This is a genomic window from Halomonas sp. KM072 (genome assembly GCF_050710315.1).
Taxonomy (GTDB): Bacteria; Pseudomonadota; Gammaproteobacteria; order Pseudomonadales; family Halomonadaceae; genus Vreelandella; species Vreelandella hamiltonii.
In genome coordinates, this window is the sequence record NZ_CP136132.1 from 1,621,066 (window position 1) to 1,646,024 (window position 24,959).

Consider the following 24,959-nt stretch of genomic DNA (forward strand, 5'->3'; position numbering starts at 1 on the left):
TCCTGTGAAAAAGCGTCGACTGCACTTTGATCATTCAACGCGGCAATAGCCGCCGATGGGCGTGTATCGACATGAGAATACCGAACCCGGCCAGCAAGGTCACGCTGGAGGTGCCGCCGTAGCTCACCAGCGGCAGCGGCACCCCCACCACGGGCAGGATGCCGCTCACCATGCCGACATTGACAAACACATAAATGAAGAACGTCAGAATGATACTGCCCGCCACCAGACGCCCAAAGGTGTCCTGGGACGCCGCCGCCAACCACAGCCCACGACCGACGATCATCACGTACAGCAGTAGCAGCAGCAGCATACCAACCAGGCCGAACTCTTCGCCCAGCACGGCAATGATGAAATCAGTGTGGCGCTCGGGCAGGAATTCGAGCTGTGACTGCGTGCCCTCCAGCCACCCCTTGCCCCACAGGCCACCGCTACCGATGGCGGTGGTGGACTGGATGATGTTCCAGCCGGAGCCGAGCGGGTCGCTCTCCGGATCCAGGAAGGTCAGCACCCGCTGACGCTGGTAGTTGTGCATGTTCATCCACAGTAGCGGCAAGCCCGCCACCACCAGGGCCACTACCAGGCTAATCAAGTGCCAGGAGAGCCCCGCCAGCAGCACCACGATCAGCGCCGCGCCGGCCATCAAGAGCGAGGTTCCCAGGTCTGGCTGGATCGCCGTCAAGACCACCGGCACGCCAATGATCAGGGCACACACCGCGATGTCCCGCAGCCTCGGGGGGAGCTGACAGCGATTGAGGTATGCCGCCACCATCAGCGGTACGGCCAGCTTCATCATCTCAGAGGGCTGGAAGCGAATCACGCCGGGTATTTCCAGCCAGCGCTTGGCTCCCATGCCGATATCGCCAGCAATCTCCACGGCCACCAGCATGGCAAGCCCTGCGCCATAAGCCAGCGGCGCCCAGCGCAAAAACGTGGTGGGGGAAAACTGTGCCAGCACGAACATGCCCACCAGGGCCAAGCCAAAGCGCATGGCCTGAGCAATCACGACTTCGATGCGCTGCCCAGAAGCGCTGTAGAGCACCAGCAGGCCGCCCGCCATCAGCGCCAGCAGCAGGCCCACGAGCCAAGGGTCGATATGAATACGCTCCCAAATGCTCTTGCGCCTGGCGATGCCGCTATCGGGTGGGCGAACCGGGTGCCCTCGCCAAGAGCGCATCAGCAGTTGCAGCGGCATCATCAGTTACCCTCCACGCGGCCGTTATCCTCTTCCAGCACTTCCTTGACCTCATCGGCTTCCGGCGCCGCCTCTTTCAGCAGCCAGGCATCGGTCATGGCGCGCGCCATGCGGGCAGCATGGGTACTGCCGCCCCCGGCATTCTCGACGATGACCGATACGGCGATTTCAGGCTCTTCCAGCGGGGCAAAGGCCATGAACAGCGAGTGGTCGCGCAGCCGCTCTTCCAGCTCTTCGGCGTTGTAGCGCTGATCCTGGCCCAGCGAAAACACCTGGGCCGTACCTGACTTGCCACCCATGCGATACTCCAGGCCCACCCCGGTGCGCCTTGCCGTTCCTTCGCTGCCGGTGAGCACTTTCTCCATGCCGTTGAACACTCTGTCCCACCAGTTCTCATTGGCCAGGTCGATGTCGGGCAACGTGTCCGGCAGTTCCAGCGGGACGGGGTCTTCACCAATGCGCAGCGCCAGCCGAGGCTTGACCCAGTGACCACGGTTGGCCAAGGCCGCCGTGGCACTGGCCAGTTGCAGCGGGGTAATTTGCCAATACCCCTGACCGATACCGACCGAAAGGGTTTCCCCCGGGTACCAGGGCTGGTTGAAACGTGCGCGCTTCCAATCACGAGAAGGCATCAAACCGGTGCTTTCTCCCTGAACGTCGTGAGCGACCCGCTGCCCGAAGCCAAAGTTGGACATCTGATCATGCAAGCGATCGATGCCAAGGTCGTGGGCCAGGGAGTAGTAGTAGGTGTTGTTCGACACGGCAATGGAGCGTTCCATATCGACACGCCCATGCCCCCACCGCAACCAGTTACGGTAGCGACGGGAGTCATTGGGCAGCTGATAGAAGCCCGGGTCATTGATGGTGCTGTCCGGGGTGATCACCCCTTCCACCAGCCCTGCCAGCGCCAGAAACGGCTTGATGGTGGAACCCGGGGGGTAGTGGCCACGAATGGCGCGGTTGAACAGCGGCAGGTCGATGTCTTCCTGCAGGGCGCGGAAAGACGCCACATCGATCCCGGTGACGAACTGGTTGCTATCGAAACCAGGCGTCGACACCATGGCCAGAATTTCCCCGGTGCGCGGCACGATGGCCACGATGGAGCCTCGCCGACCCTCCAGCAGCTCGTAGGCGAGCATCTGAAGCGAGCGGTCCAGGGTCAGGGTCAGGTTGGCACCGGGTACCGGGTCAGTACGCCCCAGCTCGCGCAGCACCCGGCCACGGGCGTTGGTTTCGACCTTGCGAAGGCCCGCCTGGCCGTGCAATTCCGACTCGTAAAAACGCTCCACTCCGGTCTTGCCAATAAAGTGGGTGCCTGCGTAACGGCCGGTGTCCAGGGTTTGCAGCTCTTCGGCATTGATCCGCCCCACATAGCCCAGCGCATGGACCATCATTTCGGCATCCGGGTAGTAACGCAGCAGCTGAGCTTCTACCTCGACCCCGGGCAGGCGGTGGCGATTGATGGCCAGGCGGGCAATCTGCTCTTCACTCAGGTCGCTCATCAGCAGCGCGGGCTGAAACGGCCGCTGGCGCTGGCGAGAACGAATGTTGAAGGCCTCGATCTCTTCTTCCGGCAGCTCCAGAAGTTCCACCAGCAGCGCCAGGGTATCCTCCAGGCTGTCGACACGCTCACGCACCAGCGTCAGGTTGTAGGTCGGTCGATTTTCTGCCAGCAGGGCGCCGTTACGGTCGTAGATCAACCCGCGATTGGGCGGCAGCGGCTCGACCCGCACGCGGTTTTTCTCGGAGCGGGTGCTGTAGAGGTCGTGCTGGACGATTTGCAGATACCCCAGCCGACCGACCAGCAAACCGGTCAAGACGATGACCACGAACACTGCCAGCAGCGACCGAACACGGAAGATACGCAGCTCTTGCTCAGGGTTCTTTAGCGTGTCACGGCGCTTGGGCATGGCAACAGACAACTCTCAATCAAACGATGAACGCAACGGCCACAAGGGTCGACAACAGGTAACTTCTAACGGTGATAAGGGTGACCCACGAGCAGGGTCCATGCCCGATAGAGCTGTTCGGCGAGCATGATCCGCACCAGCGGGTGCGGCAGTGTCAGCGGTGACAGCGACCAGGCCTTGTCGGCCATGGCCGAGAGAGAAGGCTCCAGCCCATCGGGCCCGCCGACCAGCAGCACCACGTCCTGACCAGACATTCGCCAGGCATCGGCTTCCTGAGCCAGCTGCTCCGTGGTCCAGGGCTTGCCCTTGACTTCGAGAGCCACGACGATTTCATCGCCGCGCAGCTTGTCGCGGATCCGCTGGGCTTCTTGAGCTCGTGCTTTGGCGATGTCGGCATTCTTGCCGCGCTGGCCCAGCGCGATCTCTTCGATTTCCAGGGCAAAATCACGCGGTAGCCGTTTGCGGTAGGTCTCCACGCCTTGTTCCACCCAGGCAGGCATTTTGGTTCCCACCGCCAACAGCCGAACCTTCATGACATGGAGGCTCGCTCTTCGACCTGACGCAGCGCATCGCCGATGGCGCCCGCATCGTTGGGCAGGTCTGCCCACAGACGCTCGAGGTCATACAGCGCGCGCGCTTCGGGAAGCATGACATGAACGACGATGTCACCCAGATCGACCAACACCCAATCCGCGTTCTCACCGCCTTCGACACCGCGAGGGTGCAGACCGGCAGCCTTGGCTTTCTCGACGAGATTCTGCGCCAGTGCTGCCACATGACGGGTAGACGTACCGCTGGCAATCAACATGAGGTCGGTGACCTCGGTCAATTTCGACACGTCCAACTGCGTAATATCACGAGCTTTAAGTTCTTCTAGCGCTTCGATGGCTAGGTTTTTCAATGTATCGATGTGCATGTCTCCTGACGACAACCCCATTATTGACCTGACGATGATAGACACCCGCCATTGGCAACGGGCGTTTGAGGCGGCCATTGTAACGGCTTCTTTCACGACTGCCAGCGCTATTCGCTGCTTTGATACCAGCCCTGTTGCAAAATGGCCGTTTCCACCGCGTGGGGCAGTAAATAGCGCACGCTTTCGCCTGCTTGCAGACGCTGGCGAATGTAGGTCGCGGAGATGGCCATCAGGGAGGGCAACTCCAGCACCAACAGATGCCCTTGAGCATGCTGCATCATCGTCTCGACGCTGTAGACTTCGCGATTGCCCACCAGTTCCTTCAACGTTGCTGGCCAATCGTTGTTGTACCCAGGCCGAGCGATCACCACGACGTGCCCTAGCGCCCAAAGACGCTCGGCACGGTCCCACTGATGGAGTCGCAAAAAAGCATCCATGCCGATCACCATCACCAGTCGGGCCGAGGGGCCGTAAAGGTCACGCAGCTCCGTCAGCGTATCCACACTATAAGAGGGGCCTGCTCGGCGCAGCTCACGGCCATCGGCCAGCAGGCCAGGGGTATCCGCGATGCCTGCTTCCAGCAGGGCCAAGCGCTGCTGCGGCGATACCTGCGGCACACCGCGCAGCGGTGGCTGCGGCGCAGGCACCATGTGCAGCACTTCCAGGCCCAGCGCGTCGCGCACTTCCAGGGCACTGCGTAGATGGCCGTTGTGCACCGGGTCGAAGGTGCCACCAAACATGCCGATACGCTGGCTCATTGGCGAACCTGGCCGTCTCCGAACACGATGTATTTCTGCGTGGTCAGGCCTTCCAGGCCGACCGGGCCACGGGCGTGCAGCTTGTCGGTGGAAATACCGATCTCCGCCCCCAGGCCGTACTCGAACCCATCGGCAAAGCGTGTCGAGGCGTTGACGATCACCGAGCTGGAGTCCACTTCGGCCATGAAACGGCGCGCCAGCGTGTAGTCCTGCGTGACGATGGCATCGGTGTGGTGGGAGCCGTATCGTTCGATGTGTTCGATTGCTTCGTCCACGCCATCTACCACTTTGATGGCCAGGACCGGGGCGAGGTACTCCGCGTGCCAGTCCTCCTCGGTTGCTGCCAGCGCCTGGGGCAACAGCGCCCGCGCCCGCTCGCAGCCGCGCAGCTCTACCTGGTGCTCGGCGTAGGCACGCGCCAGCTCCGGCAGCAGAAGATCGGCAACCGGGGCATCCACCAGCAGGGTTTCCATGGTGTTGCAGGTGCCGTAGCGGTGGGTCTTGGCATTCAGTGCGATGGCCAGCGCCTTGGCAGGGTCGGCGGTGGTATCGATGTACACATGGCAAACGCCATCCAGGTGCTTGATCACCGGGACACGCGCTTCCCGCGAAATGCGCTCGATCAAGGACTTGCCGCCACGCGGGATGATCACATCGACATACTCGGGCATGCTGATCATCTCACCCACCGCGGCGCGATCCGTGGTAGCAACAACCTGAACGCTGCCCTCGGGCAGGCCCGCGTCTGCCAAGCCTGCCTGAATGCATCGGCTCAGGGCCGCATTGGACGCACTGGCTTCCGAGCCTCCGCGCAAGACGCAGGCATTGCCGGACTTGAGACACAGGCTGGCGGCTTCCAAAGTGACGTTGGGGCGCGATTCGTATATGATGCCGATCACCCCCAGCGGAACCCGCATCTTGCCGACCTGGATACCGCTGGGCCGATAGCTCATGCCATCGATGGCACCGACCGGGTCCGGCAGCGCCGCCACTTGATGCAGCCCCTCGATCATGGCATCGATCCGCGCGTCATTGAGCGCCAGACGGTCCAGCAGCGCGCTGTCCAGGCCATTGTCCCGCCCCCGCTGCATGTCCTCCTGATTGGCCTTCATGATCTCGCCGCGCGACGCCTCAAGGCGCTTCGCCATGGCATACAGCGCCTGATTCTTGGCCTGGGTATCGGCACGGCGCAATACGCTGGCCGCCGCCCTGGCCCCCTGCCCCACGGCCACCATGTAACGAGCCACATCGCCGGCCGCCAGATGGTGTTGGGCGTCTTGTTGGAATGCGTCAGCGCTGCGCATGGGATCTCCCTGTGTAAGCAATACTGAAAGTAGGTAGGCTTATATTACGCCATGAGGGCATTATACTGAGGGATTCACAGGTTCGAGCCAAGCAATGCGTTATGCTACGGCCGAGTAACCCCCGTTTATCAGCCAGATAGTAAGCCACCATGCAAAGCAAATACAAAATCAGCCCGCTGAGGGCGACGTTGTTCGCTGCCGCCGTCGTGCTGGCCTTCTGGGCACCCACCGCGCCGCTGGCAGCCACCATTGCGCTATGGCTGGCCGTGGCCTGGCTGTTCATTACGGCGCTACTGCTCGACTTCAGCCATCGACGCTCGAGAGGACTGCCTTGGCAGTTGCTGGCCGGTACGCTCCTGCTATCGCTGATTGCCGTTGCCCCTGAGCGTCACCTGTTGCTGATATGGGCCTGGGGCGCGGTATTCATGCTGCCGCAACCCCGCTGGGTGGCCACCTTCAATGTCTGCGCTGCCCTGCTGGCCTGCCTGATCATCCAGCCACTGCTCACCCTGCCAGAGTGGTGCCTGCTGGTGGCATCCTTGGGGACGCTGTGCCTGCTGGCCATGGCGCGGACTTACCTGCTGGTGCACTTGAGCAGCACCATGCGCCAGCGCCTGCGGCTGATTCCGGGGCTCAACCTATGGGCAGGGGAGCAACTGCTGCGTGATTTGACCAAGGAGCAGACACGCTCCGAACGAGAAGCCATTCACGCCGAAGTGCTGGTCATTCATCTCCGGCTCCACCAGCTCTGGCCCGCGGCTCACAAGCTGTGCAGCCTGGTTTACAGTTTCGAAAACGTTTATCGCCTCAATGCCACGACCCTGGCCACGCTGATACTCTCCAAGACGCCCCGTGAAGCCGAACATCGTCGTCATTTGCTGTGTGCCGCGCTGCCCGAACACGCCTTTTGCCAGCCCATGCCCTTGATGGAGCTGGAGCTGGAAGCGCTCACCCTGGAGGCCCTTGCCCAGATGGGCAAACAGCGGCCGAGCGACATCTCATGACCACCAGCCAGCCCCCCAAACGGCTGATGGGCCTGGCCTACGGCGCGGGCCTGATCATCATCTGTGCTTACACCGCCTGGCTTTATGCCATCGGCAGCTACCGAGAGCTTCTGGTACCGCTGTTCATGACGACCCTGCTGCTGGCCAGCCTGATGATGCACCTGGGCCAGGGGGTCAAATCGTGCCTGCCGCGCCTTTTGCTGCTGGGCAGCCTGTTTCTGGTCGTCGTGCACGCGGTGCTCACCCATGCCAACCTGTCACTGCATTGGCTGGGGCTGCCGTTGGCCGCCGCGTTCATACTGCTGCCGCTGTGGGGAGCCCTGGCCATCAACCTGATGGCCATGGTCGTGATAGGCTGGCAACTGCCCGCACTGCAGGGAGAAACTGCGCTGGGGTTCGCCGCACTGACCCTGCTGCTGGCGCTTCCCCCGTGGGAGCACGCCCGGCGCAAGGCGCTGTTGAGGGCAACCGACCCCAACGACAACGATTGCGATGCGTACCATATCGATACGCTGAAGGAGCGCCTCAGGAATGAGTTTCAGCGCGCCGCAATGCTCAACAAGCGGCTGGCCGTGCTGGTGCTGCACTTGCCGCAGCTGGACATGGCAGAGGAGCAGTTTGGCCAGCGCGCCAAGACCGCGCTGCTGGGCGCGTTGTGCAGCGAGGTCAATAGCCGCTGCCGTGATCACGACATTCTGGGCCGTGCGGGCAGTGCGACCTTCTGGCTGGTCTTGCCCGATACCAGTGAAAGCGGCGCGCTACTCGTGAAAGAGCGCCTTCAGCGCGCCCTGTCACGGCGCGTATTGGTGGAAACAGGCCAGTTGGAAGCACGGCTCGCCACTTGCCTGCCCATGCGCAAGGAGAGCTTCGAGCGCTACTTGCAGCGTCTGGAAGCACGCGCAGAAACCATTACCCATTTATAACCGCAGACGGAGTCACTCTTGGCGATTGTCGATACCCTGCTCTCTCTTACTCTTTCCCCTCCTTTGCTGCTGCTTCTTGTGTTGGGTATCGCCCTGGTCGAGTCGCTGGCACTCATTGGCCTGCTGGTCCCCGGGGTCGTATTGATGACCGCGGCTGCCACCTTGGCGGGCCACCAAGGGCTCGACCTGCCCTGGCTGATTGGCGCGGCGTTCATTGGCGCGATCATCGGCGACAGCGTCAGTTACTATCTCGGCTATCGGCATCGAGAGGCGGTATTGTCCCGTTGGCCGCTGTCGCTTCATCCCGAGTGGGTGGGTCGTGGGGCACGCTTTTTCGAACGTTATGGGGTCTACTCGGTCTTCATTGGCCGCTTCGTCGGGCCCGTCCGCCCGGTGATCCCGCTGGTGGCCGGCATGATGCAAATGCCGGCACGCACCTTCGCCTGGGCAAACATTACCTCGGCAGCGCTCTGGGCTCCCGCCTATGTACTGCCTGGCTATCTGGTCGGCCATACCTGGCAGCAACGGCTGAACCTGCCCACGAACGTGGAAATGGCCGTCATTCTGATTGCCGCCACGGTGGTGGTATTGACCGTGGTGTTTTCATGGGGGCGCGCCCAGGTGGACCGCCAGGGGCGCCTCTATTTTGCGCTGGTACGCATCGTGCGGCGCATTCCGATCATGCGTCGCCCCTGGTTGGCCATGAGCCGTTCGGGGGAAGTGCCGCTGGGTTCCCTGCTGCTGCTCATTACCGCGATCACCGGAGCCTCCGCCTGGACGCTGTACGTGATGCACCATGTGACACCGTTGACGGTCGATCTGGAAGCCCAGCGGCTATTCGACTGGCTCGACTCCCCCTGGCTTGCCCACGCCAGCCTGCTATTGGCCATGATCGGTGACAAGGCGGGCATCGTGGCACTGGTCAGCCCGTGGGCGTGCTGGCTGCTGGTGGTCAAACGCTTCGATGCACTGCTGCATGGGGCTCTGGCCCTTGGCGGCATTGCCCTGATCAACACCGCGGGCAAGGCACTGTTCGCCCGGGCACGCCCCACCACCCCGGACCACCTGACCGGCTCATACGCCTACCCCAGCGCGCACACCTCTACCTGGGTGGTGATGATCGGGCTGGCGGCCGCCGTGATGGCCGCACGGCTGCCTCGCCAGCGGCGTGCCTGGGTCTACTGGATGGCCATTGTCGTCACGCTGCCGATGGCGCTCTCGCGCTTGGCTCTAGGCGTGCACTGGCTGAGTGATCTGGTGGGAGGCGCGCTCATGGGGCTGGTGGTTTGCGCTCTGGTTCAGCTCAACTGGCAGCGGCGCTATCGCACGCCGCTACCACCCATCCCCTGGGTGACGCTCACAGGAGCATCGCTGCTGCTGGTGAGCGCGAGAATGTTGCTGTTCGGTCCGGTTTGAGGGCGCGGCAAAGCGTGGCTGCCACGGGCTGGCGTGATCAGCCCAGCGCCAGCCACGCGCCCACGCCAAACATCAGCGTCCCGGCAATGCGGTTCAGCAGGCGTACGTTACCGCTTTTGCCCAGCACGCGACGCAGCGTCTTGCCTCCCGTGGCATACACCAGCATGCTGCCGAACTCGATGACCAGGATCAACGCGATCAACAGGCTGAGCTGGGGGGCCAGCGGGCGGCTGCTGTCCAGAAACGGCGGCAGCAGCACCATGAAGAATGCCCAGCCCTTGGGATTGGCCACTGCGGTCACCAGCCCCTGCATGGCCAACTGCCAGCGGCCTGCAGGCGGCCCTGTGTCCAGCTCGCTGGGAATGGCCATGCGCCCCCGCGAGCGCCACATCATCATCCCCAGATACGCCAGGTAAGCCCCACCAATCCACTTGAACGCAGTGAACAGCTCAGGCTGGCGCAACATCAACGCGGCCACCCCTGCCCCTGCCGCCGCGGCCACCAGCCCCACGCCAATCAACTCACCGATCATCATCCAGAGCGTACGCTTCACCCCCTGGGTCATCCCCAGCACCATGGCCAGCGTCATGCACATGCCGGGAGTCAGCGATACGAACAGAAAGGTTGGCACGAAGACCGATAGAGTAGCCCAGGACATGGTGACACTTCCTTGTGATGAACGGTGACGAAAGTCAGTGAGATGGAGAATCGCAAACCCAAAAGGGCTGTGGCACCGCCGGGATTACCCTTCGCCCCAGCGTGGCATCAAGCGGTGCTCGATGCCCAGTTGATTGAGAATCCGCGCGACGATGAAATCGATCAGATCCTCCATGGACTGGGGGCGATGATAGAACCCGGGTGCGGCAGGCAGGATCACCACGCCCAGGCGACTCAAGGTCAGCATGTGTTCCAGATGAATGGGGGAAAAAGGGCTCTCCCGGGGGACCATGACCAGCGTGCGCCGCTCCTTGATCGCCACATCGGCGGCGCGTTCGATCAGGTTGTTGCTGGCCCCGGTGGCCACCGCAGAGAGGGTGCCGGTGGAACACGGGCAGATCACCATGGCGGAAGGCGCGCCGGAGCCCGAGGCCACGGGGGCCATCCAGTCTTCACGCCCAAAGCAGCGAATTTGCCCGGGCTTGGCACCGCTTTGCGCCACCAAGGCCTCTTCCAGTCGCTGAGGCTGAGCAGGCAGCGATACATCCGTTTCCGTGGCAATGACCATATGGGCCGCCTTGGAGATCATGACCCACACTTCATGGCCCGCCTCGACCAGCACGTCGATCAAGCGCAGGCCATACTGCGCCCCCGAAGCGCCCGTCAGCGCCACCGTCACAGGGGGTTTGAACTCACTCATCGGATACTCCCGTGTCAGGGTTTGCCACTGCCAACGCCGCCAACAGGCGCTCGTGAACGCCATCGAAACCACCGTTGGACATCACCACGATACGGTCGAGCGGTGACGCCTGGGTGACCACTGCCTGTACCAATGCATCGATATCTCGATACAGCGACGCCCGCGACCCTTGCGCCTCTACCAAAGAGTCCATCGACCACTCCACGCCAGCAGGCTGGAACCAGAAGCTGTGATCCGCGTCGGCAACGCTGTCGTTCAGACGTTCACGCAGCGCGCCCAGCCGCATGGTGTTGGAGCGCGGCTCGATCACGGCCAGCAGCCGCCCCCGCGGTGTGGCGGCACGCAAGCCCTGCAGCGTGGCGGCAATGGCCGTGGGATGGTGGGCAAAGTCGTCGATCACCTGAATGCGGTTGACCTCGCCACGCACCTCCTGACGACGACGGGGTGTCTGGAAGCGTGCCAGCGCCGCGCAGGCGCGTGGCAGGTTCACCCCGCACAGTCGTGCAGCCGCCAGGGCGGCCAAAGCGTTGCGGGCGTTGTGCTCCCCCGTGAGTGACCATTCCACCACGCCATCCTCCTCCTCTTGCCCACCGCTATACAGCACCTGAAAGCGGCTGGCGTCGGCATGCTCCAGGCGCAGCTGCCACTGGCTGCCGGCCTCGCTGCCAAAGCGTGTGACCGGGCTCCAGCTGCCCATGGCCAGCACACGATCCAGCGCGGGCTGCTGGTCAGCCACCAGCAGGTGCCCCTGGCCTGGCACGGTACGCACCAGGTGGTGGAACTGGCGTTCGATGGCGGCCAGGTCGGGAAAGATATCGGCGTGGTCGAATTCGAGGTTGTTCATCACGGCGATCGTCGGGCGGTAGTGCACGAACTTGGAGCGCTTGTCGAAAAAGGCGGTATCGTACTCGTCCGCCTCGACCACGAACGGTGCCGCCGCGCCCCCGAGCCTGGCCGAGACGCCAAAGTTGCGCGGCACACCGCCAATCAGAAAGCCGGGCTCCAGGCCCGCGCTCTCCAGCAGCCAGGCCAACAGGCTGGCCGTGGTGGTCTTGCCGTGGGTGCCCGCCACCGCAATGACCCGGCGGCCCGGCAGCACGTACTCCGCCAGCCACTGGGCACCCGAGGTGTAGCGCAGGCCGCTATCGAGCAGCGCCTCGACTTCCGGGTTACCGCGCGAGAGAGCGTTGCCCACCACCACCAGGTCCAACGGGCCCTGCAGATTGTCGGCGCGATACCCCTCCATCAGCGTGATGCCCGCCTCGGCGAGCTGAGTGCTCATGGGCGGATACACGTTCGCATCCGACCCACTCACCTCGTGCCCCAACTCTCGGGCCAGCAGCGCAAGACTGCCCATAAAGGTGCCGCAGATACCAATCACATGTAAACGCATGGGCGAGCGCTCCTTCCATGACCCTGACAACGGACTGAAATATCAGCCTAAATGCATACATTGGGGGAAAGATTATCATGCCCGGGACGCCAGCTCATCTGGTTCCCTTCGCGATGCCTCGTCACAGGGCAGGAAAGTGACAATGGGTGGCTTTTGATGCAGGATGCGGCACCTACCGACCTAAACCACCCCGCTGCGCTGGCGAGAGGAGCTTTTATCATGCGCATTATCGTTCGTTACTTTTTCCGTGGCCTTCGCGTGCTGCTGGCCCCGGTGATGCTAGTGTCGGAAAAACTCTCCACGCCGCGCTCGGTGGAGCGCAGCGCCGAGGAGCAGGCTGAGGTCGACGCGGCCTGTGAGGCATTGGCGCTGTATCAGTTTCGTACCTGCCCTTTCTGCATCAAGGTACGCAAGGAGATGGCGCGGCTTGGTTTGAATATCGAACTGCGCGATGCCCAGTTGGATCCAGACCACAAGCAGGCACTGCTGGAAGGCGGCGGCAAGGTCAAAGTGCCCTGCCTGCGCATCGCCCATGAAGACGGTCGTGAAGAGTGGCTCTATGAGTCCGATGAGATCAATCGCTGGCTGCATCAGCGCTTTGGGGCCTGATTAGGTGCCTTAGCACCTGCCACCTCAGAATTCGACCTTGCGCGCCGTGACATCGAATTCGATAGCCAAGCTGACTCCCTCTTCCGCAAGAGGGTCAGCCTCCGGGCTATGCTGTAGCGCCAGCAGCCCCTCGAGGGTGCCCTGAAGATGTAACCGGCTGCCTTCGCGCTCCACCCGAGCAAGCACCACGGTCAGCTCGTCATCGCTGGCCGTGTAGTACGGCGGGTGAACGACATCGCCGATCAGGTGCAGCACTCGGGCATCGGTGAGCCGCTCGTCGGCCAGCACCAACTGAATGACCAGCGCGTCTCGGGCCGCCCATTTATCCGGGTCCCGGTAGCCGGTCATCTCCACCACCCAACGGTCTCCCTCTTCGATGAACGTGGCGCCGGGCTCGCTGCTTGGATCGAGGACGAACCACTGATGGTCGTCGCCATCCAGCGTCCCCGTGATCTCGGCCACAGGGTCACCGGCGCCCGCCCAGCCTGTGGTGGCCAGCAAAACAGCCACCAGTAACGGTTTAACGCCTTGTATTTTCATTGCCTTTCCTTGTTACCTAGCTACTGAGCACGATTGGACGGCTCCGATATTGCGACTTTAGTCTAATTTAAAGACCTATGGTTGCCGCGCCAGCCCTGATCATTCAGTAGATGAATGAGGCCTGTCATTATTTCGATTGTGTGTCACAACCACCTGTCTCTATGTTGTCAGGATAGCTTACGGGCTGACCGTGTCTGTTTTGTTGATGGGTAAGCACTAGCCCCTCCAGCAGAACGAACAATAAACAATACACATGGGAACGATCATGACGCTGAAAAAGACACTACTGGCCACTGTCGTGGGTGCTGCCATGGCAGGCACCGCACTACTGCCGCTGACTGCCAGTGCAGAAACCCTGCGCATCGGTTACTCGGCCGACCCTGAAACCCTCGACCTGCACGAACAGCTTTCCGGCGGTGTCCTGCGCTTCTCGCATCTGGCCTTCGACCCCCTGGTGCGTTGGACCAAGGACTTCCAATTCGAACCGCGTCTGGCCACCGAGTGGGAACAGGTAGACGACACCCATGTACGTATGACCCTGCGTGAAGGCGTTACCTTCCATTCCGGTAACCCGTTCACTGCCAAGGACGTGGTCTGGACCATCGAGCGCTTGAAAGAGAGCCCGGATTATCGCGCCATTTTCGAGCCGATCGCCAGCGCCGAAGCGGTCGATGACTACACCATCGAAATCACCACCACCGAGCCTTACCCGCTGCTGTTGAACCTGGCCACCTACATCTTCCCCATGGACAGCGAGTTCTACACGGGTGAGACCGACGACGGCAACGACAAGGCGGAAATCGTCAAGGCAGGCAACTCGTTTGCATCACGTAACGTTTCCGGCACCGGGCCCTTCGTGGTCACCGACCGTCGCCAGGGCGTTCGCGTCGACTTCGAACGCTTTGAAGACTACTGGGACACCGAAAGCGAAGGTAACGTGACCAGCATCGTGCTGACGCCGATTGCCGAAAACGCCTCCCGCGTGGCAGCCCTGCTGTCCGGTGGCGTCGACTTCATCGATGCCGTACCGCCCAACGACCTGGACCGTGTGCGCGATGCACAAGGCGCCAATCTGGTTGAAATCCCCGGTACGCGTATCATCGGCTTCCAGCTGAACGAAGAGCGTGTCGAGGCTTTCCAGGATGCACGCGTGCGTCAGGCCGTCGACCTGGCCATCAACCAGGAAGGCATTGCCGACCGCCTTATGCGTGGCTTTGCAACGCCTGCAGGCCAGTTCTCACCGGAAGGCTACTCCGGCTATAACGCAGACCTGGTGCCCCGCTACGATCTGGAGCGTGCTCAGGAGCTGATGGCGGAAGCGGGCTACGAAGAGGGCTTCAGCGTCGACATGATCGCTCCGAACAACCGCTACGTGAACGATGCTCAGATTGCCCAGGCCGTGGCCAACATGCTGGCGCGTATCAACATCAACGTTAACCTGCGCACCATGCCGCTGGCCCAGTACTGGCCGGAGTACGACACGCGTCAATCCGACATTGCCATGATCGGCTGGCACTCGGACACCGAAGACACCGCCAACTTCTTCCAGTACCTGTCGTTCTGCATCGACACCGAGAGCGGTGCCGGTCAGTACAACTACGGCAGCTACTGCAACGAGGAAATCGATGCGCTGGTAACCCAGGCCGACAGCGAAACCGACCTGGAAAAACGTGGTGAAATGCTGCGTGAAGCCGAAGCCATGCTGTACGAAGACGTTGGTTTCATCATGCTGCATTGGCAGAACCTGGCCTATGCCGCCGCTGACGGCGTCGACATCGAGCCGGTGGTCAACGCCACCGACTTCCCCTACCTGGGCGATCTGGTGATTACGCGCTAATCCCTACCTAACGACATAACCCACGCAAGGATGCTTCGCTCTCCAGGATTCTGGAGGGCGAAGCGTCGTGCATGGCGCGACCCACCGGGCAGCGCCATGCCTTGCCCTGATGTTTAGTGAAACTTTCCACACAGGTGGCGTACGCCATGATTGCTTTTCTAATCAAGCGGCTGATGCACGCAATATTGGTGATGTTTGTCATCAGTGTACTGGCCTTCGCCATCCAGGATAACCTGGGTGACCCTGTACAGCAGATGGTCGGACAGTCGGTCCCCGAAAGTGAACGTGAAGCCATTCGCGAACGGCTGGGGCTCAACGACCCCTTCCTGGTGCAATACGCACGCTTCGCCAAGAACGCCGTTCAGGGCGATTTTGGCTACTCCTATTTCTACCGTGAACCGGCGCTGGAGGTGATTGCTCGCCACTTGCCTGCCACCCTCGAGCTGGTGTTCGCGGCCACGCTGATCATCGTATTGTTCTCTGTTCCCATCGGGGTATACAGCGCCATCAAACCGCGCTCCCCCGTGTCACGCTTTTTCATGGGGGCCTCGATCATCGGCATTTCGATACCGGTGTTCTTGACCGCCATCGTGCTGATCCAGATTTTCTCCATCGGCATGACCGTCTCGCTGTTCCCGGAGGGCACCGCCTGGGGCGCCTGGCTGAACGGTGCGCTCTCCACTCAGGGCAACATGCCCTCTTTTGGCCGGGGTTACGATCTGGTTCATGTGGTCGGCCACTGGGAAACCAACCTGGTCACCTGGGATGGCATCAAGCACCTGGTGCTGCCTGCGGTCTCGCTGGCCTCCATCATGCTGCCGCTGTTCATCCGCCTGATCCGCGCCGAAATGATGGAAGTACTGCAATCGGAGTACGTGAAGTATGCCCGCGCCAAGGGTATTTCCATGCGCCGGGTCTACTTCGTGCATGCGCTGAAAAACACCATGCTCCCGGTGATTACCGTGGGGGGCGTTCAGATCGGTACCATGGTGGCCTACACCATTTTGACCGAAACCGTATTCCAATGGCCGGGCATGGGGCTGATGTTCCTGGATGCTATCAACCATGCCGACATTCCGCTCATTGTGACCTACCTGATGATTGTCGGCGTCATTTTCGTGGTTACGAACACCATCGTAGACCTGATCTACGGCTTCGTGAATCCCACCGTTAAACTGACTGGTAAGCCCGCATGACAACGTCCACAACTTCCACTGCACCAAGCCGCTGGGAGCGCCTGCGCGACTCCTTTTTGTGGTACAGCTTCAAACGTGACCGTACGGCGCAACTGTGTTTGGCGGTCTTTATCTGCTTACTCATTGCGGCATTTTCGGCGCCGCTATTAGCGCCGACCGACCCTTATGACCTGGCTCAAATCGACATTCTCGCCTCCGAGCTGCCGCCTTTCTGGATTGATGGCGCCGACGAGATGTATACGCTCGGCACCGACGCCCAAGGGCGTGATCTGCTGTCGATCATTCTTTACGGCACGCGGGTATCGCTGCTGATCGGCTTTGGCGCGGTGGCACTGCAAGCCCTGCTGGGCGTGACCTTTGGCCTGATGGCCGGTTATCTGGGCGGGCGAGTCGATGCCTTTCTGATGCGCCTGGCAGACATTCAGCTGTCGTTCTCGACGCTGATGGTGGCCATCGTGGTCGGTGCCGTGGTGAAAGCCACCATGGGCAGCGCCTTCTACAGTCAATACGCCGTGCTCATGCTGATACTGATCATCGGGCTCGCCGAATGGCCGCAGTATGCGCGTACCGTGCGCGCGTCAGTGCTGGCCGAGAAAAACAAGGAGTACGTGGACGCCGCCCGCGTCATGGGGCTGCGTAGCCGACGCATCATGTTCCGTCATGTGCTGCCCAATACGCTGTCGCCGATCTTCGTCATCTCTACCGTTCAGATCGCCAACGCGATCATCTCCGAAGCGGCACTGTCGTTTCTGGGGCTGGGCATGCCGGAAACGCACCCGTCGCTGGGTTCGTTGATCAAGGCGGGCTTCGACTACATTCAATCCGGCTCCTGGTGGATCACCATGATGCCCGGCGCGGTACTGGTGGTGCTGGTGCTGTCGATCAATCTGCTGGGCGACTGGCTGCGCGATGTCATGAACCCACGACTGTATAAAGGCTGAAGACACCATGGCACTTCTTGAAGTCTCACAACTGGATGTTCGCTTTGCCCTGCGTCAGGGTGAGGTCCGCGCCTTACGGGATGTCAACTTCACCCTGGAGCGTGGCGAACGGCTGGGCATCGTCGGTGAGTCCGGCGCGGGCAAGTCGGTGGCGGCCTTTTCACTGCTCAACCTGATTTCACGGCCCGGATTCATTGCCGGTGGCAGCATCACCTTCGAGGGTAAAACCCTCAACACCATGTCCGAGCGGGGCCTGCGCAAGGTGCGCGGCAATCGTATCTCGATGATCTTCCAGGACCCGATGATGACCCTCAACCCGGTGCTCTCGATCGGTGAGCAGATGGTCGAGTGTCTGAAAGCGCACCGCCGAATCTCCACCCGAGAGGCCCGTGCCATTGCTCTGGACAAGCTCAAGCAGGTGCAGATCCCGTCGCCGGAAAAGCGCCTGGACCAGTACCCCCACGAGCTTTCCGGCGGCATGCGCCAGCGCATCATCATCGCCATTGCGCTCCTGCTGGACCCCGACATCATCATTGCCGATGAGCCGACCACGGCGCTGGACGTCACCATCCAGGCGGAAATCATGGCGCTGCTGCTGGAGCTTTGCGAGCAGCACAACGTGGGCCTGATCCTGATCACCCACGACCTGGGCGTGGTCAGCCAGGTCACCCAGCGCATGCTGGTCATGTACGCAGGCCGCGTGATCGAGCAGGGGCCGACTCGTGAAATCATCAATGACCCCCAGCACCCCTACACCCAGGGGCTGATCAACGCCCTGCCCCAGATGGCCACCCCCGGCGAAAAACTGAATCAGATTCGGGGCAGCATGCCGTCGCTTTCCAACTTGCCCACCGGCTGCGCGTTTCATCCCCGCTGCGACTTTATCCTGCGCAGCGACGGTCAGCCGCGCCCGGCGTGTACTCAGCAGGTGCCCACGTTCGTGGAGTCGGGCAACTGCCGCGTTGCCTGCCATATGGTGGCTGAAATGCTCGAAGATCGCCGCCTGAAGGAGGAGAGCCTATGAACGCCCAGGCCGACACACGCCCAACGACCGCGCAAGCGCCAGCCAGCGAGACGCTGCTGGAAATACGCGACCTGAAAAAGCGCTTTTCGCTATCGGGCGACTTTCTCGAGCAGCTGCGCTTCAAGGGCGGCAAGCTGGTTCGTCATCAGGAGTACGTGCACGCCATCAACGGGGTCAACCTGGAGATCAAGCGTGGTGAAGCGCTCTGCGTGGTCGGCGAATCCGGCTGCGGAAAATCCACCGTAGCACGCACGGTGATGGGGCTAATCACCCCCTCCGAAGGCGAAATTCGTTACGGCGGCGAGCGCATCGACCACCTCTCCACCCGTCAACTGCTGCCTTATCGAAAGCGCATGCAGATGATTTTCCAGAACCCCTACGCGTCGCTGAACCCGCGCATGACGATCCAGCAGACGCTGGAAGAGCCACTGCGCCTGCACCACCCAGACTGGAATCGTCAGCAGATTCTCGACAAGGTGGAAGAAGTGATGCGCTCGGTGGGCATCGACCCGGACTGGGGCAAGCGCTTTGGCCATGAGTTCTCCGGCGGCCAACGCCAGCGCATTGCCATTGCCAGGGCGCTGGCCGTGGACCCGGAATTCATCGTGGCCGACGAGCCCATCTCGGCTCTGGACGTGTCGATCCAGGCCCAGGTGCTGAACCTGCTGATGGATGCCCAGCGTGACCGCCACCTCACCTACCTGTTCATCACCCACGACCTGGCCGTGGTCGAGCACTTCGGCACGCGCGTGGCGGTGATGTATCTGGGCACGGTGTGTGAAGTCGCCACCACGGCCACGCTGTTTGCCAAGCCGCGCCATCCCTATACGCAGGCGCTGCTGTCGGCCATTCCTCGGCTGGAAGATGACCGACCCCAGCACATTCGCCTCTCCGGTGAAGTGCCTACGCCGGTCAATCTGCCTAGCGGCTGTGTCTTTCATGGCCGCTGCCCACATGCCAACGCCCGCTGCAAGCAGGAGATCCCGGCATTGCAAACACAGGATGACGGCACTCGCGTGGCGTGCCACGCTGTCGAGGAGGGGCGCTTGTAATGGCCCGCTTCATTCAGGCCTCACGCGAGGCCGTCTTGCGAGGTAAGGCATGGAAATTCGCTGGCTAGAAGACTTCATTGCCCTGGCCAGAACGCGACACTTCTCCCGCGCTGCCGACGAGCAGCACGTGACACAGCCTACTTTTTCACGGCGCATCAAGCTGCTGGAAGAGGAAATGGGCGTGACGTTGATCAACCGACAGACCCTGCCGCTGTCGTTGACTCCAGCGGGGGAAGAGTTCCTGACGCTCTGCGAACAGGTCACCGAGCGCGTGCGCCTCACCAGAGAGCGCGTACGGGCGATCAGCGCTGGCCAGCAGCGCCGCATCATGGTGGCTGCCCCGCAAAGCCTGCTGGCGCACTTTTTGCCCGAATGGCTGACCCAACTGGGTTGGCAAGACCGTGTGCAGCCCTACTTGCGCGCCACGGGCTGGGTGGCCAGCGACTATTTTCAGGCGCTGGCCAGGGCCGAGTGTGATCTGGCCATCTGCTACTGGCCCGTGGGCCGCTGCGATCTGGACATCGACACCAGCAGCAGCACCTACCGCGTCATTGGCCAGGAGCGGCTGATACCCGTGACGGGCCTGGCCAGCGATGGATCCCCCTGCACGCAGCTACCTGGCACGCGCCAGCAGACGGTGCCCTGGCTTGCCTACCCCAAACGCGGGCTGTTGGGTTCGGCGGTCAAGGCACACCTTGCCCGCCTTCCCCATACGACCTACCTGACCGCGCAGAGCGAGAACCTCTACGCCGCAGGCATCAAGGAACTGGTACTGTTGGGCTACGGCATGAGCTGGCTACCTGAACGCAACGTGGCCAGCGAACTGGCCAGCGGTCAGCTGGTGCGCGCAGGCGACAGTCGCTGGGACGTGCCCATGGAGTTGAGGCTCTACCGTCACCAACAACACCACCACGCAGAGCTGGACAGCTTATGGAGCGAGCTCCCTCCCCTACGACCCTGAAGGAAACCCCATGTCTGCATCACTGAACGCACTACAGCGTGAGCATATCGCGCATCTTTGCCAGGCTTATAGCCAGTTGCTTGAGCAGCATCGGCTGGATTGCCTGGCCATTTACAGTGGCCACGCCCGCTACCATTTCGCCGATGATCACACCACGACCTTTCAGGCCTACGGGCATTTCACCCACTGGGTAGGGTTGGCCGATGTTCAGCACAGCTGGATCGTGGTGCAGCCCGGTCAGCGGCCACAGCTCTATATCTACGCGCCAGCCGATTTCTGGCACTTGCCCACCCAACTGCCGGAAGAGCCCTGGGTAGCCGAATTCGACGTGCATTTGTGCAGCGACAAGATCACCCCGCCGCTAGCGGGCAACGCAGCCGTGATTGGCGATATCGAGACCCTGGAGAGCGTTTCAGTGCTCGCCAACACCGCCAAGCTGCACCCCAACGCCCTCGTCCGTGCGCTGGACGAACTGCGCATGTACAAGACCGCCTATGAGATTGCCTGCCTGAGGGAAGCCAATCGCCTGGCCGTTGCCGGGCATCAGGCCGCCAAGGCCGCTTTTGTGGGCACCGCCAGCGAGCTGGATATCCAGTTGGCATATTTGCAAGCCAGCCGTCAGCGCGAGTCGGACGTGCCGTACCAGAACATCATCGGGCTCAATCAGCACGCTGGCGTGCTGCATTATCAGCGCTATGACCTGAGCGCCCCCAGCCAGCGCCACAGCTTGTTGGTGGATGCCGGGCGGCGCTTTCGCGGTTACGCGGCAGACATCACCCGCACCCACGCAGGCCCCGACGCCCCGGCCGCCTTTGGCGAGCTGATCACTGCCCTGCACCACCTGAAAGATCAATTGATTCAGCACGCCGCGCCCGGCGTGGAGTTCGTGTCGCTCCACGAGCAGATGCACCGCTATCTGGCCGAAATTCTGGTGCAGCACGGGCTGTACGAAGGCAGCGCGGAAAGCGCTATCGAGCTGGGCGTGACCCGTGCCTTCTGCCCGCATGGTCTGGGCCACTCGCTGGGCATCCAGGTGCATGACGTGGCGGGGCTGATGCACCCCGATGGCACGCCAGCGCCGCCGCCACCGCAACATCCGGCACTACGCCTGACGCGCACGCTGCACCCCGGCATGGTAGTCACCATCGAACCCGGGCTCTACTTCATTCCCATGCTGCTGGCACCGCTGCGCCAGCAGGGAATTGCCGTCAACTGGGCCACGGTGGACGCTTTGGCCGCCTGCGGTGGTATCCGCATCGAAGACAACATCGTGATCACGGAAAGCGGCTGCGACAACCTGACACAAACACATTAGTGCCAGGTAAAAAAACGCCCGGTTCCAATGAAGGAACCGGGCGTACCTTGGCGATTAACCGCCAGACTTAAAACGATAGGCTTAGAAACGGTAGGTAATACCACCGCCTACGGTGACAGGCTCGATGTCCACTTCACCTACACGGCCAGCGCCATCCAGGTTGATGTCGGAGTTGACGTCGGCGTAGCTCACATAGCCGTTCAGCATGATGTTTTCGGTGACGGCCAAATCAAGACCTGCCTGACCGATGACACCATAGCTGCTTTCCACGCTCAGACCTTCCGGCTCACCCGAGAAGCGGGTGTAGTTCAGGCCCACGCCCACGTAGGGCTGTACACGAGAGTCCAGACCACCCATCGGGTAGTAGTTGACCAGCAGGTTGACCGGCAGGCGATCGACGCTGCCTGCATCGCCACCCGGGCGCGTGTTCAGATCATGCTCGAATTTTTCAGAGCTGTTCAGCTCCATACCGATTTTGTCGGTGAACAGGTAACCCGCACCGAAGGTGAAACCACGGGCACTTTGCACGTTCAGGTCTGCATCACCCACGTTGCCGTTGCCGGAACCAGTATCTGTTTGGGCAACACCGCCACGGACGAACACATCACCCGCTTCGTAGGCCATGGCAGCTTGGCTGGCCATGAACGCGCTGGCAGAAACAACGGCGGCAGTCATCAGTTTTAGCTTGCTCATCAGGGTATCCTCTTGCGTCTTCCTTGGGGGTAAGTGCCGGAACACACCAGCTATCCTATACAACATATACTATACGAACACTGTTTCCAAATTTCCTGTGAAATTTTATTATAGGTTTTTGGTCTCTGATAGCTTTTTTTAAAGAGGCATACCATTAGGCACGCAGGTGACCCCACCATGAGGTATCTGGGCAAGTTGCCTCGATACCTCATAGTGGCAAAACGACAGGGTGGCAAAACGACAGGCATAAAAAAAGTCCCCCGAAGGGGACCCAGGTGGAGCACGCCAGCTCACTCGTTGTACCGTGCGACAGGTCGCATCGGCATGGCAAAGAAGGGAGAGCTTCGATAATCCGCGGGTCAGGCTAACGGTGAAGACTCTATTCATTTGCCGCTTGCCTAATATATAGCGAGCAACGTGCCAATATTTTATAAAAACATTAAAAACAACATCTTATAAAAATTCCCACCTATTTCTCGTATCATCCTCAGCGCCAGGAAGCGCGGATCGCACCAATGGTGCGCAGGAACTCAGGCCTATGCTTCATAACGACGCTTGGCCCCACCCGGTATCAGCTGCACACCTGATTGCGCCCGCCGCGTTTGGCGCGATAGAGCGCCTCGTCGGCCAGCACCAGTAACCGCTCCCTGTCACTCTCCGCCACGTCCAGGCTGCACACCATGCCGGCCGAGAGCGTACATGCAAACTCTTGCCCGCCCTGACTGAAACGCAGGCGCGAAAAGTACTCGCGGACATCCTCAAGACGTTTACGGCCATCCTCGGCACTGCAATGGGGCAGCACCAGCAAGAACTCTTCCCCTCCGTAGCGGCCAATCATGTCGGTTTGCCGCAAGCGCTGACGCAGCAGAGTGGCGACCGAGGCAATCACCACATCGCCAATGGCATGCCCGTGAGTGTCATTGACCGATTTGAAGTGGTCGATATCGACCATGGCCACCACCACGGAGTACGCCTGCCGATAGCTGCGGGCGATTTCATTGATCGCCGCACTCTTGATACTGGCATGCTTCAACAGTCCCGTCAGGCTGTCTTTGTTCAACAAGGCCGACAGCGTACGCGAACGCGCCACGCGAACCCGGATCGAAGCCACCAGCTGCGCGGCCTGAATAGGCTTGGTCAGGAAGTCGTCTGCCCCATGGCTCAACGCATCCACCTGCTTGCCAAGGTCGGTTTCTGCCGACAGGAAAACGATGGGCAGGCTGCTCCACTCATCGTACTGCCGCACCACCGATGCCAGGTCCGGGCCATCGTAGTCGGGCATGTGCACATCCATCAGCAGCAGCTCGGGACGGAACGAGTGCAGCTGATCCAGGATATGGCGTGGATTATCGAGGATTCGTACTTCCATGCCTGCGGCTTCCAGCACCAATTGGTAATACGCTGCCAGCTGCTGGTCATCATCCACCACCAGAATGCGGGCAGGCGGGGACTGGCGTTCTTGCAGCAACTGCTCCAGCCGGTTGACCAACTGCGGGATATTGACCGGCTTCAGAAAGTAACCACAGGCATTGAGCTGAGCGGCACGCATACGCGCATCGAAGGTGTCACTGTCGCTGATGAACAACACGGGGCACGACAACGCCTGCAATTGGCTTTCACACACCCTTGACCCGACACTTACGGAGCGTTTGATATCCTTCAACATGTTTAACTCTATGCATTAAAGTAGGTGCTGTCTTTAGCTGTGTAGATATTTTACATTTGGCTCCGCTAACGCACGTTTCCCCTATTCACTTGGCCTTCAGGCGGTAAAATTGTCATGGTGCAGCGTAAAACAGTGTATGTGACGGGCGGTGCCCAGGGGATTGGTCTGGGCATTGCGAATGAACTCCTTTCCAACGGCCACCAGGTGGCTATCGTCGACATCGATGCAGAGGCGCTACGTGATGCTGCGCAGCGGTTGAAACAGTACGACCGGCTATTGGTTCTGGAAGCTGACGTCAGCCAAGAGGGACACATTGCCCGCACGCTCGAACGTACCGTGCAACACTTTGGCAGGCTGGATGGCATCGTCCATAACGCGGGCATCGCCGACCCGTTTCATGGCACGATCGAACAGCTGCCACTGGAAACCTGGCAAGCCTACTTGAATACCAACCTCACCGGAGCGTTCCTGTGCGCCAAGCATGGGGCGGCGCATTTGCGACCTCATGGAGGCAGTATCGTGCTGATGGCCTCGTCCCGGGCCCTGCAATCCGAGCCCGACACCGAAGCGTATGCGGCCAGCAAAGGTGGCATCGTGGCCCTCACCCATGCACTTGCCGTGAGCCTTGGCCCGGACATTCGCGTCAACGCCATCAGCCCAGGCTGGATCGAAGTAGGCGACTGGCAAAAGCCCAGCCGCCAGCAGCCGGTGGAGCACCGCGCCATCGATCGTGACCAGCATCCGGTGGGACGCGTGGGCACGCCCCAAGACATCGCTGCCCTGACGCGCTTTCTGCTGTCCGACGAGGCCGGGTTCATCACCGGGCAGAACTTTGTCGCCGACGGCGGGATGACGCGCAAAATGATTTATGCCGAGTAGCGGCACCGCCCATCAAAAAATCCCATTAAAAAAGGCCATCCGCGGATGGCCTTTCGCCTTTCAAAAACGT

General features: G+C 61.3%; 24 protein-coding genes. 12 read left to right on the forward strand and 12 right to left on the reverse strand.

Annotated features, from left to right (window positions below; translation table 11 throughout):
• Positions 1-34: 34 nt before the first annotated feature.
• From rodA to RVM26_RS07640, 6 genes are all read right to left on the reverse strand, one after another.
• Positions 35-1,198, reverse strand: a complete 1,164-nt coding sequence (rodA, locus tag RVM26_RS07615; protein WP_498941551.1) for an FtsW/RodA/SpoVE family cell cycle protein — start codon at positions 1,196-1,198, stop codon at positions 35-37.
• Positions 1,198-3,105 (reverse strand): penicillin-binding protein 2, encoded by a 1,908-nt coding sequence (mrdA, locus tag RVM26_RS07620; RefSeq protein WP_498941552.1) that lies wholly within the window; start codon positions 3,103-3,105, stop codon positions 1,198-1,200. The genes rodA and mrdA overlap by 1 nt, the downstream gene beginning before the upstream one ends.
• A gap of 65 nt (positions 3,106-3,170) precedes the next feature.
• Positions 3,171-3,638 carry a 23S rRNA (pseudouridine(1915)-N(3))-methyltransferase RlmH gene (gene rlmH, locus RVM26_RS07625; protein ID WP_016914102.1) on the reverse strand — a complete coding sequence of 156 codons (468 nt, stop codon included), beginning with the start codon at positions 3,636-3,638 and terminating at the stop codon, positions 3,171-3,173.
• Positions 3,635-4,021 (reverse strand): ribosome silencing factor, encoded by a 387-nt coding sequence (rsfS, locus tag RVM26_RS07630; protein ID WP_096922824.1) that lies wholly within the window; start codon positions 4,019-4,021, stop codon positions 3,635-3,637. Before rsfS ends, rlmH begins: the two co-directional genes overlap by 4 nt.
• 107 nt (positions 4,022-4,128) lie before the next feature.
• The gene (gene nadD / locus RVM26_RS07635; RefSeq protein WP_498941553.1) at positions 4,129-4,779 is read right to left on the reverse strand and encodes a nicotinate-nicotinamide nucleotide adenylyltransferase; all 651 of its coding nucleotides are present in this window, start codon (positions 4,777-4,779) and stop codon (positions 4,129-4,131) included.
• The gene (locus RVM26_RS07640; protein WP_498941554.1) at positions 4,776-6,083 is read right to left on the reverse strand and encodes a gamma-glutamyl-phosphate reductase; all 1,308 of its coding nucleotides are present in this window, start codon (positions 6,081-6,083) and stop codon (positions 4,776-4,778) included. Before RVM26_RS07640 ends, nadD begins: the two co-directional genes overlap by 4 nt.
• Before the next feature lie 149 nt (positions 6,084-6,232).
• On the opposite strand from RVM26_RS07640, the gene RVM26_RS07645 reads away from it, so the two are divergent.
• From RVM26_RS07645 to RVM26_RS07655, 3 genes are read left to right on the forward strand one after another with little or no spacing between them, the layout of a single operon-like run.
• Entirely contained in the window at positions 6,233-7,087 is an 855-nt protein-coding gene (locus RVM26_RS07645; protein WP_287805174.1) for a hypothetical protein, read from the forward strand.
• Entirely contained in the window at positions 7,084-8,010 is a 927-nt protein-coding gene (locus RVM26_RS07650; RefSeq protein ID WP_498941555.1) for a nucleotidyl cyclase domain-containing protein, read from the forward strand. Before RVM26_RS07645 ends, RVM26_RS07650 begins: the two co-directional genes overlap by 4 nt.
• Positions 8,011-8,028: 18 nt before the next feature.
• Positions 8,029-9,426 (forward strand): bifunctional DedA family/phosphatase PAP2 family protein, encoded by a 1,398-nt coding sequence (locus RVM26_RS07655; protein ID WP_498941556.1) that lies wholly within the window; start codon positions 8,029-8,031, stop codon positions 9,424-9,426.
• A 37-nt stretch (positions 9,427-9,463) separates the two neighbouring features.
• Here RVM26_RS07655 and RVM26_RS07660 read toward each other — a convergent pair whose 3' ends face one another.
• The 3 genes from RVM26_RS07660 to mpl form a co-directional block, all read right to left on the reverse strand.
• A complete protein-coding gene (locus RVM26_RS07660; RefSeq protein WP_287805168.1) occupies positions 9,464-10,084 on the reverse strand; it encodes a LysE family translocator in 621 nt (206 codons plus the stop codon).
• A gap of 84 nt (positions 10,085-10,168) precedes the next feature.
• Entirely contained in the window at positions 10,169-10,783 is a 615-nt protein-coding gene (locus RVM26_RS07665; protein ID WP_498941557.1) for a flavin prenyltransferase UbiX, read from the reverse strand.
• A complete protein-coding gene (mpl, locus tag RVM26_RS07670; RefSeq protein ID WP_498941558.1) occupies positions 10,776-12,176 on the reverse strand; it encodes a UDP-N-acetylmuramate:L-alanyl-gamma-D-glutamyl-meso-diaminopimelate ligase in 1,401 nt (466 codons plus the stop codon). Before mpl ends, RVM26_RS07665 begins: the two co-directional genes overlap by 8 nt.
• Before the next feature lie 219 nt (positions 12,177-12,395).
• On the opposite strand from mpl, the gene RVM26_RS07675 reads away from it, so the two are divergent.
• A complete protein-coding gene (locus RVM26_RS07675; RefSeq protein ID WP_498941559.1) occupies positions 12,396-12,785 on the forward strand; it encodes a glutaredoxin family protein in 390 nt (129 codons plus the stop codon).
• A gap of 24 nt (positions 12,786-12,809) precedes the next feature.
• On the opposite strand, the gene RVM26_RS07680 is transcribed toward RVM26_RS07675, so the two are convergent.
• Positions 12,810-13,325 (reverse strand): hypothetical protein, encoded by a 516-nt coding sequence (locus tag RVM26_RS07680; RefSeq protein WP_287805163.1) that lies wholly within the window; start codon positions 13,323-13,325, stop codon positions 12,810-12,812.
• 265 nt (positions 13,326-13,590) lie between these two features.
• Here RVM26_RS07680 and RVM26_RS07685 point away from each other — a divergent pair, with 265 nt between their 5' ends.
• The 7 genes from RVM26_RS07685 to pepQ all read left to right on the forward strand — a co-directional run bounded on the left by RVM26_RS07685 (position 13,591) and on the right by pepQ (position 21,651).
• Positions 13,591-15,162: an ABC transporter substrate-binding protein gene (locus RVM26_RS07685; protein ID WP_498941560.1), complete on the forward strand. Its 1,572-nt coding sequence runs from the start codon at positions 13,591-13,593 to the stop codon at positions 15,160-15,162.
• Positions 15,163-15,308: 146 nt separating this feature from the next.
• Entirely contained in the window at positions 15,309-16,358 is a 1,050-nt protein-coding gene (locus RVM26_RS07690; protein ID WP_144983133.1) for an ABC transporter permease, read from the forward strand.
• Positions 16,355-17,299 carry an ABC transporter permease gene (locus tag RVM26_RS07695; RefSeq protein WP_498941561.1) on the forward strand — a complete coding sequence of 315 codons (945 nt, stop codon included), beginning with the start codon at positions 16,355-16,357 and terminating at the stop codon, positions 17,297-17,299. The genes RVM26_RS07690 and RVM26_RS07695 overlap by 4 nt, the downstream gene beginning before the upstream one ends.
• 7 nt (positions 17,300-17,306) lie before the next feature.
• On the forward strand, positions 17,307-18,323 hold the full coding sequence (locus tag RVM26_RS07700) for an ABC transporter ATP-binding protein (RefSeq protein WP_081138905.1): 1,017 nt from the start codon (positions 17,307-17,309) through the stop codon (positions 18,321-18,323).
• Positions 18,320-19,375 (forward strand): ABC transporter ATP-binding protein, encoded by a 1,056-nt coding sequence (locus tag RVM26_RS07705; protein ID WP_498941562.1) that lies wholly within the window; start codon positions 18,320-18,322, stop codon positions 19,373-19,375. The genes RVM26_RS07700 and RVM26_RS07705 overlap by 4 nt, the downstream gene beginning before the upstream one ends.
• 49 nt (positions 19,376-19,424) lie before the next feature.
• On the forward strand, positions 19,425-20,336 hold the full coding sequence (locus tag RVM26_RS07710) for a LysR family transcriptional regulator (protein ID WP_287805151.1): 912 nt from the start codon (positions 19,425-19,427) through the stop codon (positions 20,334-20,336).
• A gap of 10 nt (positions 20,337-20,346) precedes the next feature.
• Complete coding sequence (gene pepQ, locus RVM26_RS07715) at positions 20,347-21,651, forward strand: Xaa-Pro dipeptidase (protein WP_498941563.1); 1,305 nt, start codon at positions 20,347-20,349, stop codon at positions 21,649-21,651.
• An 81-nt stretch (positions 21,652-21,732) separates the two neighbouring features.
• Here pepQ and RVM26_RS07720 read toward each other — a convergent pair whose 3' ends face one another.
• On the reverse strand, positions 21,733-22,344 hold the full coding sequence (locus tag RVM26_RS07720) for an OmpW/AlkL family protein (RefSeq protein WP_096922812.1): 612 nt from the start codon (positions 22,342-22,344) through the stop codon (positions 21,733-21,735).
• 571 nt (positions 22,345-22,915) lie between these two features.
• Positions 22,916-24,010 (reverse strand): diguanylate cyclase, encoded by a 1,095-nt coding sequence (locus tag RVM26_RS07725; RefSeq protein WP_498941564.1) that lies wholly within the window; start codon positions 24,008-24,010, stop codon positions 22,916-22,918.
• Positions 24,011-24,124: 114 nt separating this feature from the next.
• Here RVM26_RS07725 and RVM26_RS07730 point away from each other — a divergent pair, with 114 nt between their 5' ends.
• On the forward strand, positions 24,125-24,889 hold the full coding sequence (locus RVM26_RS07730; protein WP_498941565.1) for a Rossmann-fold NAD(P)-binding domain-containing protein: 765 nt from the start codon (positions 24,125-24,127) through the stop codon (positions 24,887-24,889).
• Positions 24,890-24,959 lie beyond the last annotated feature (70 nt).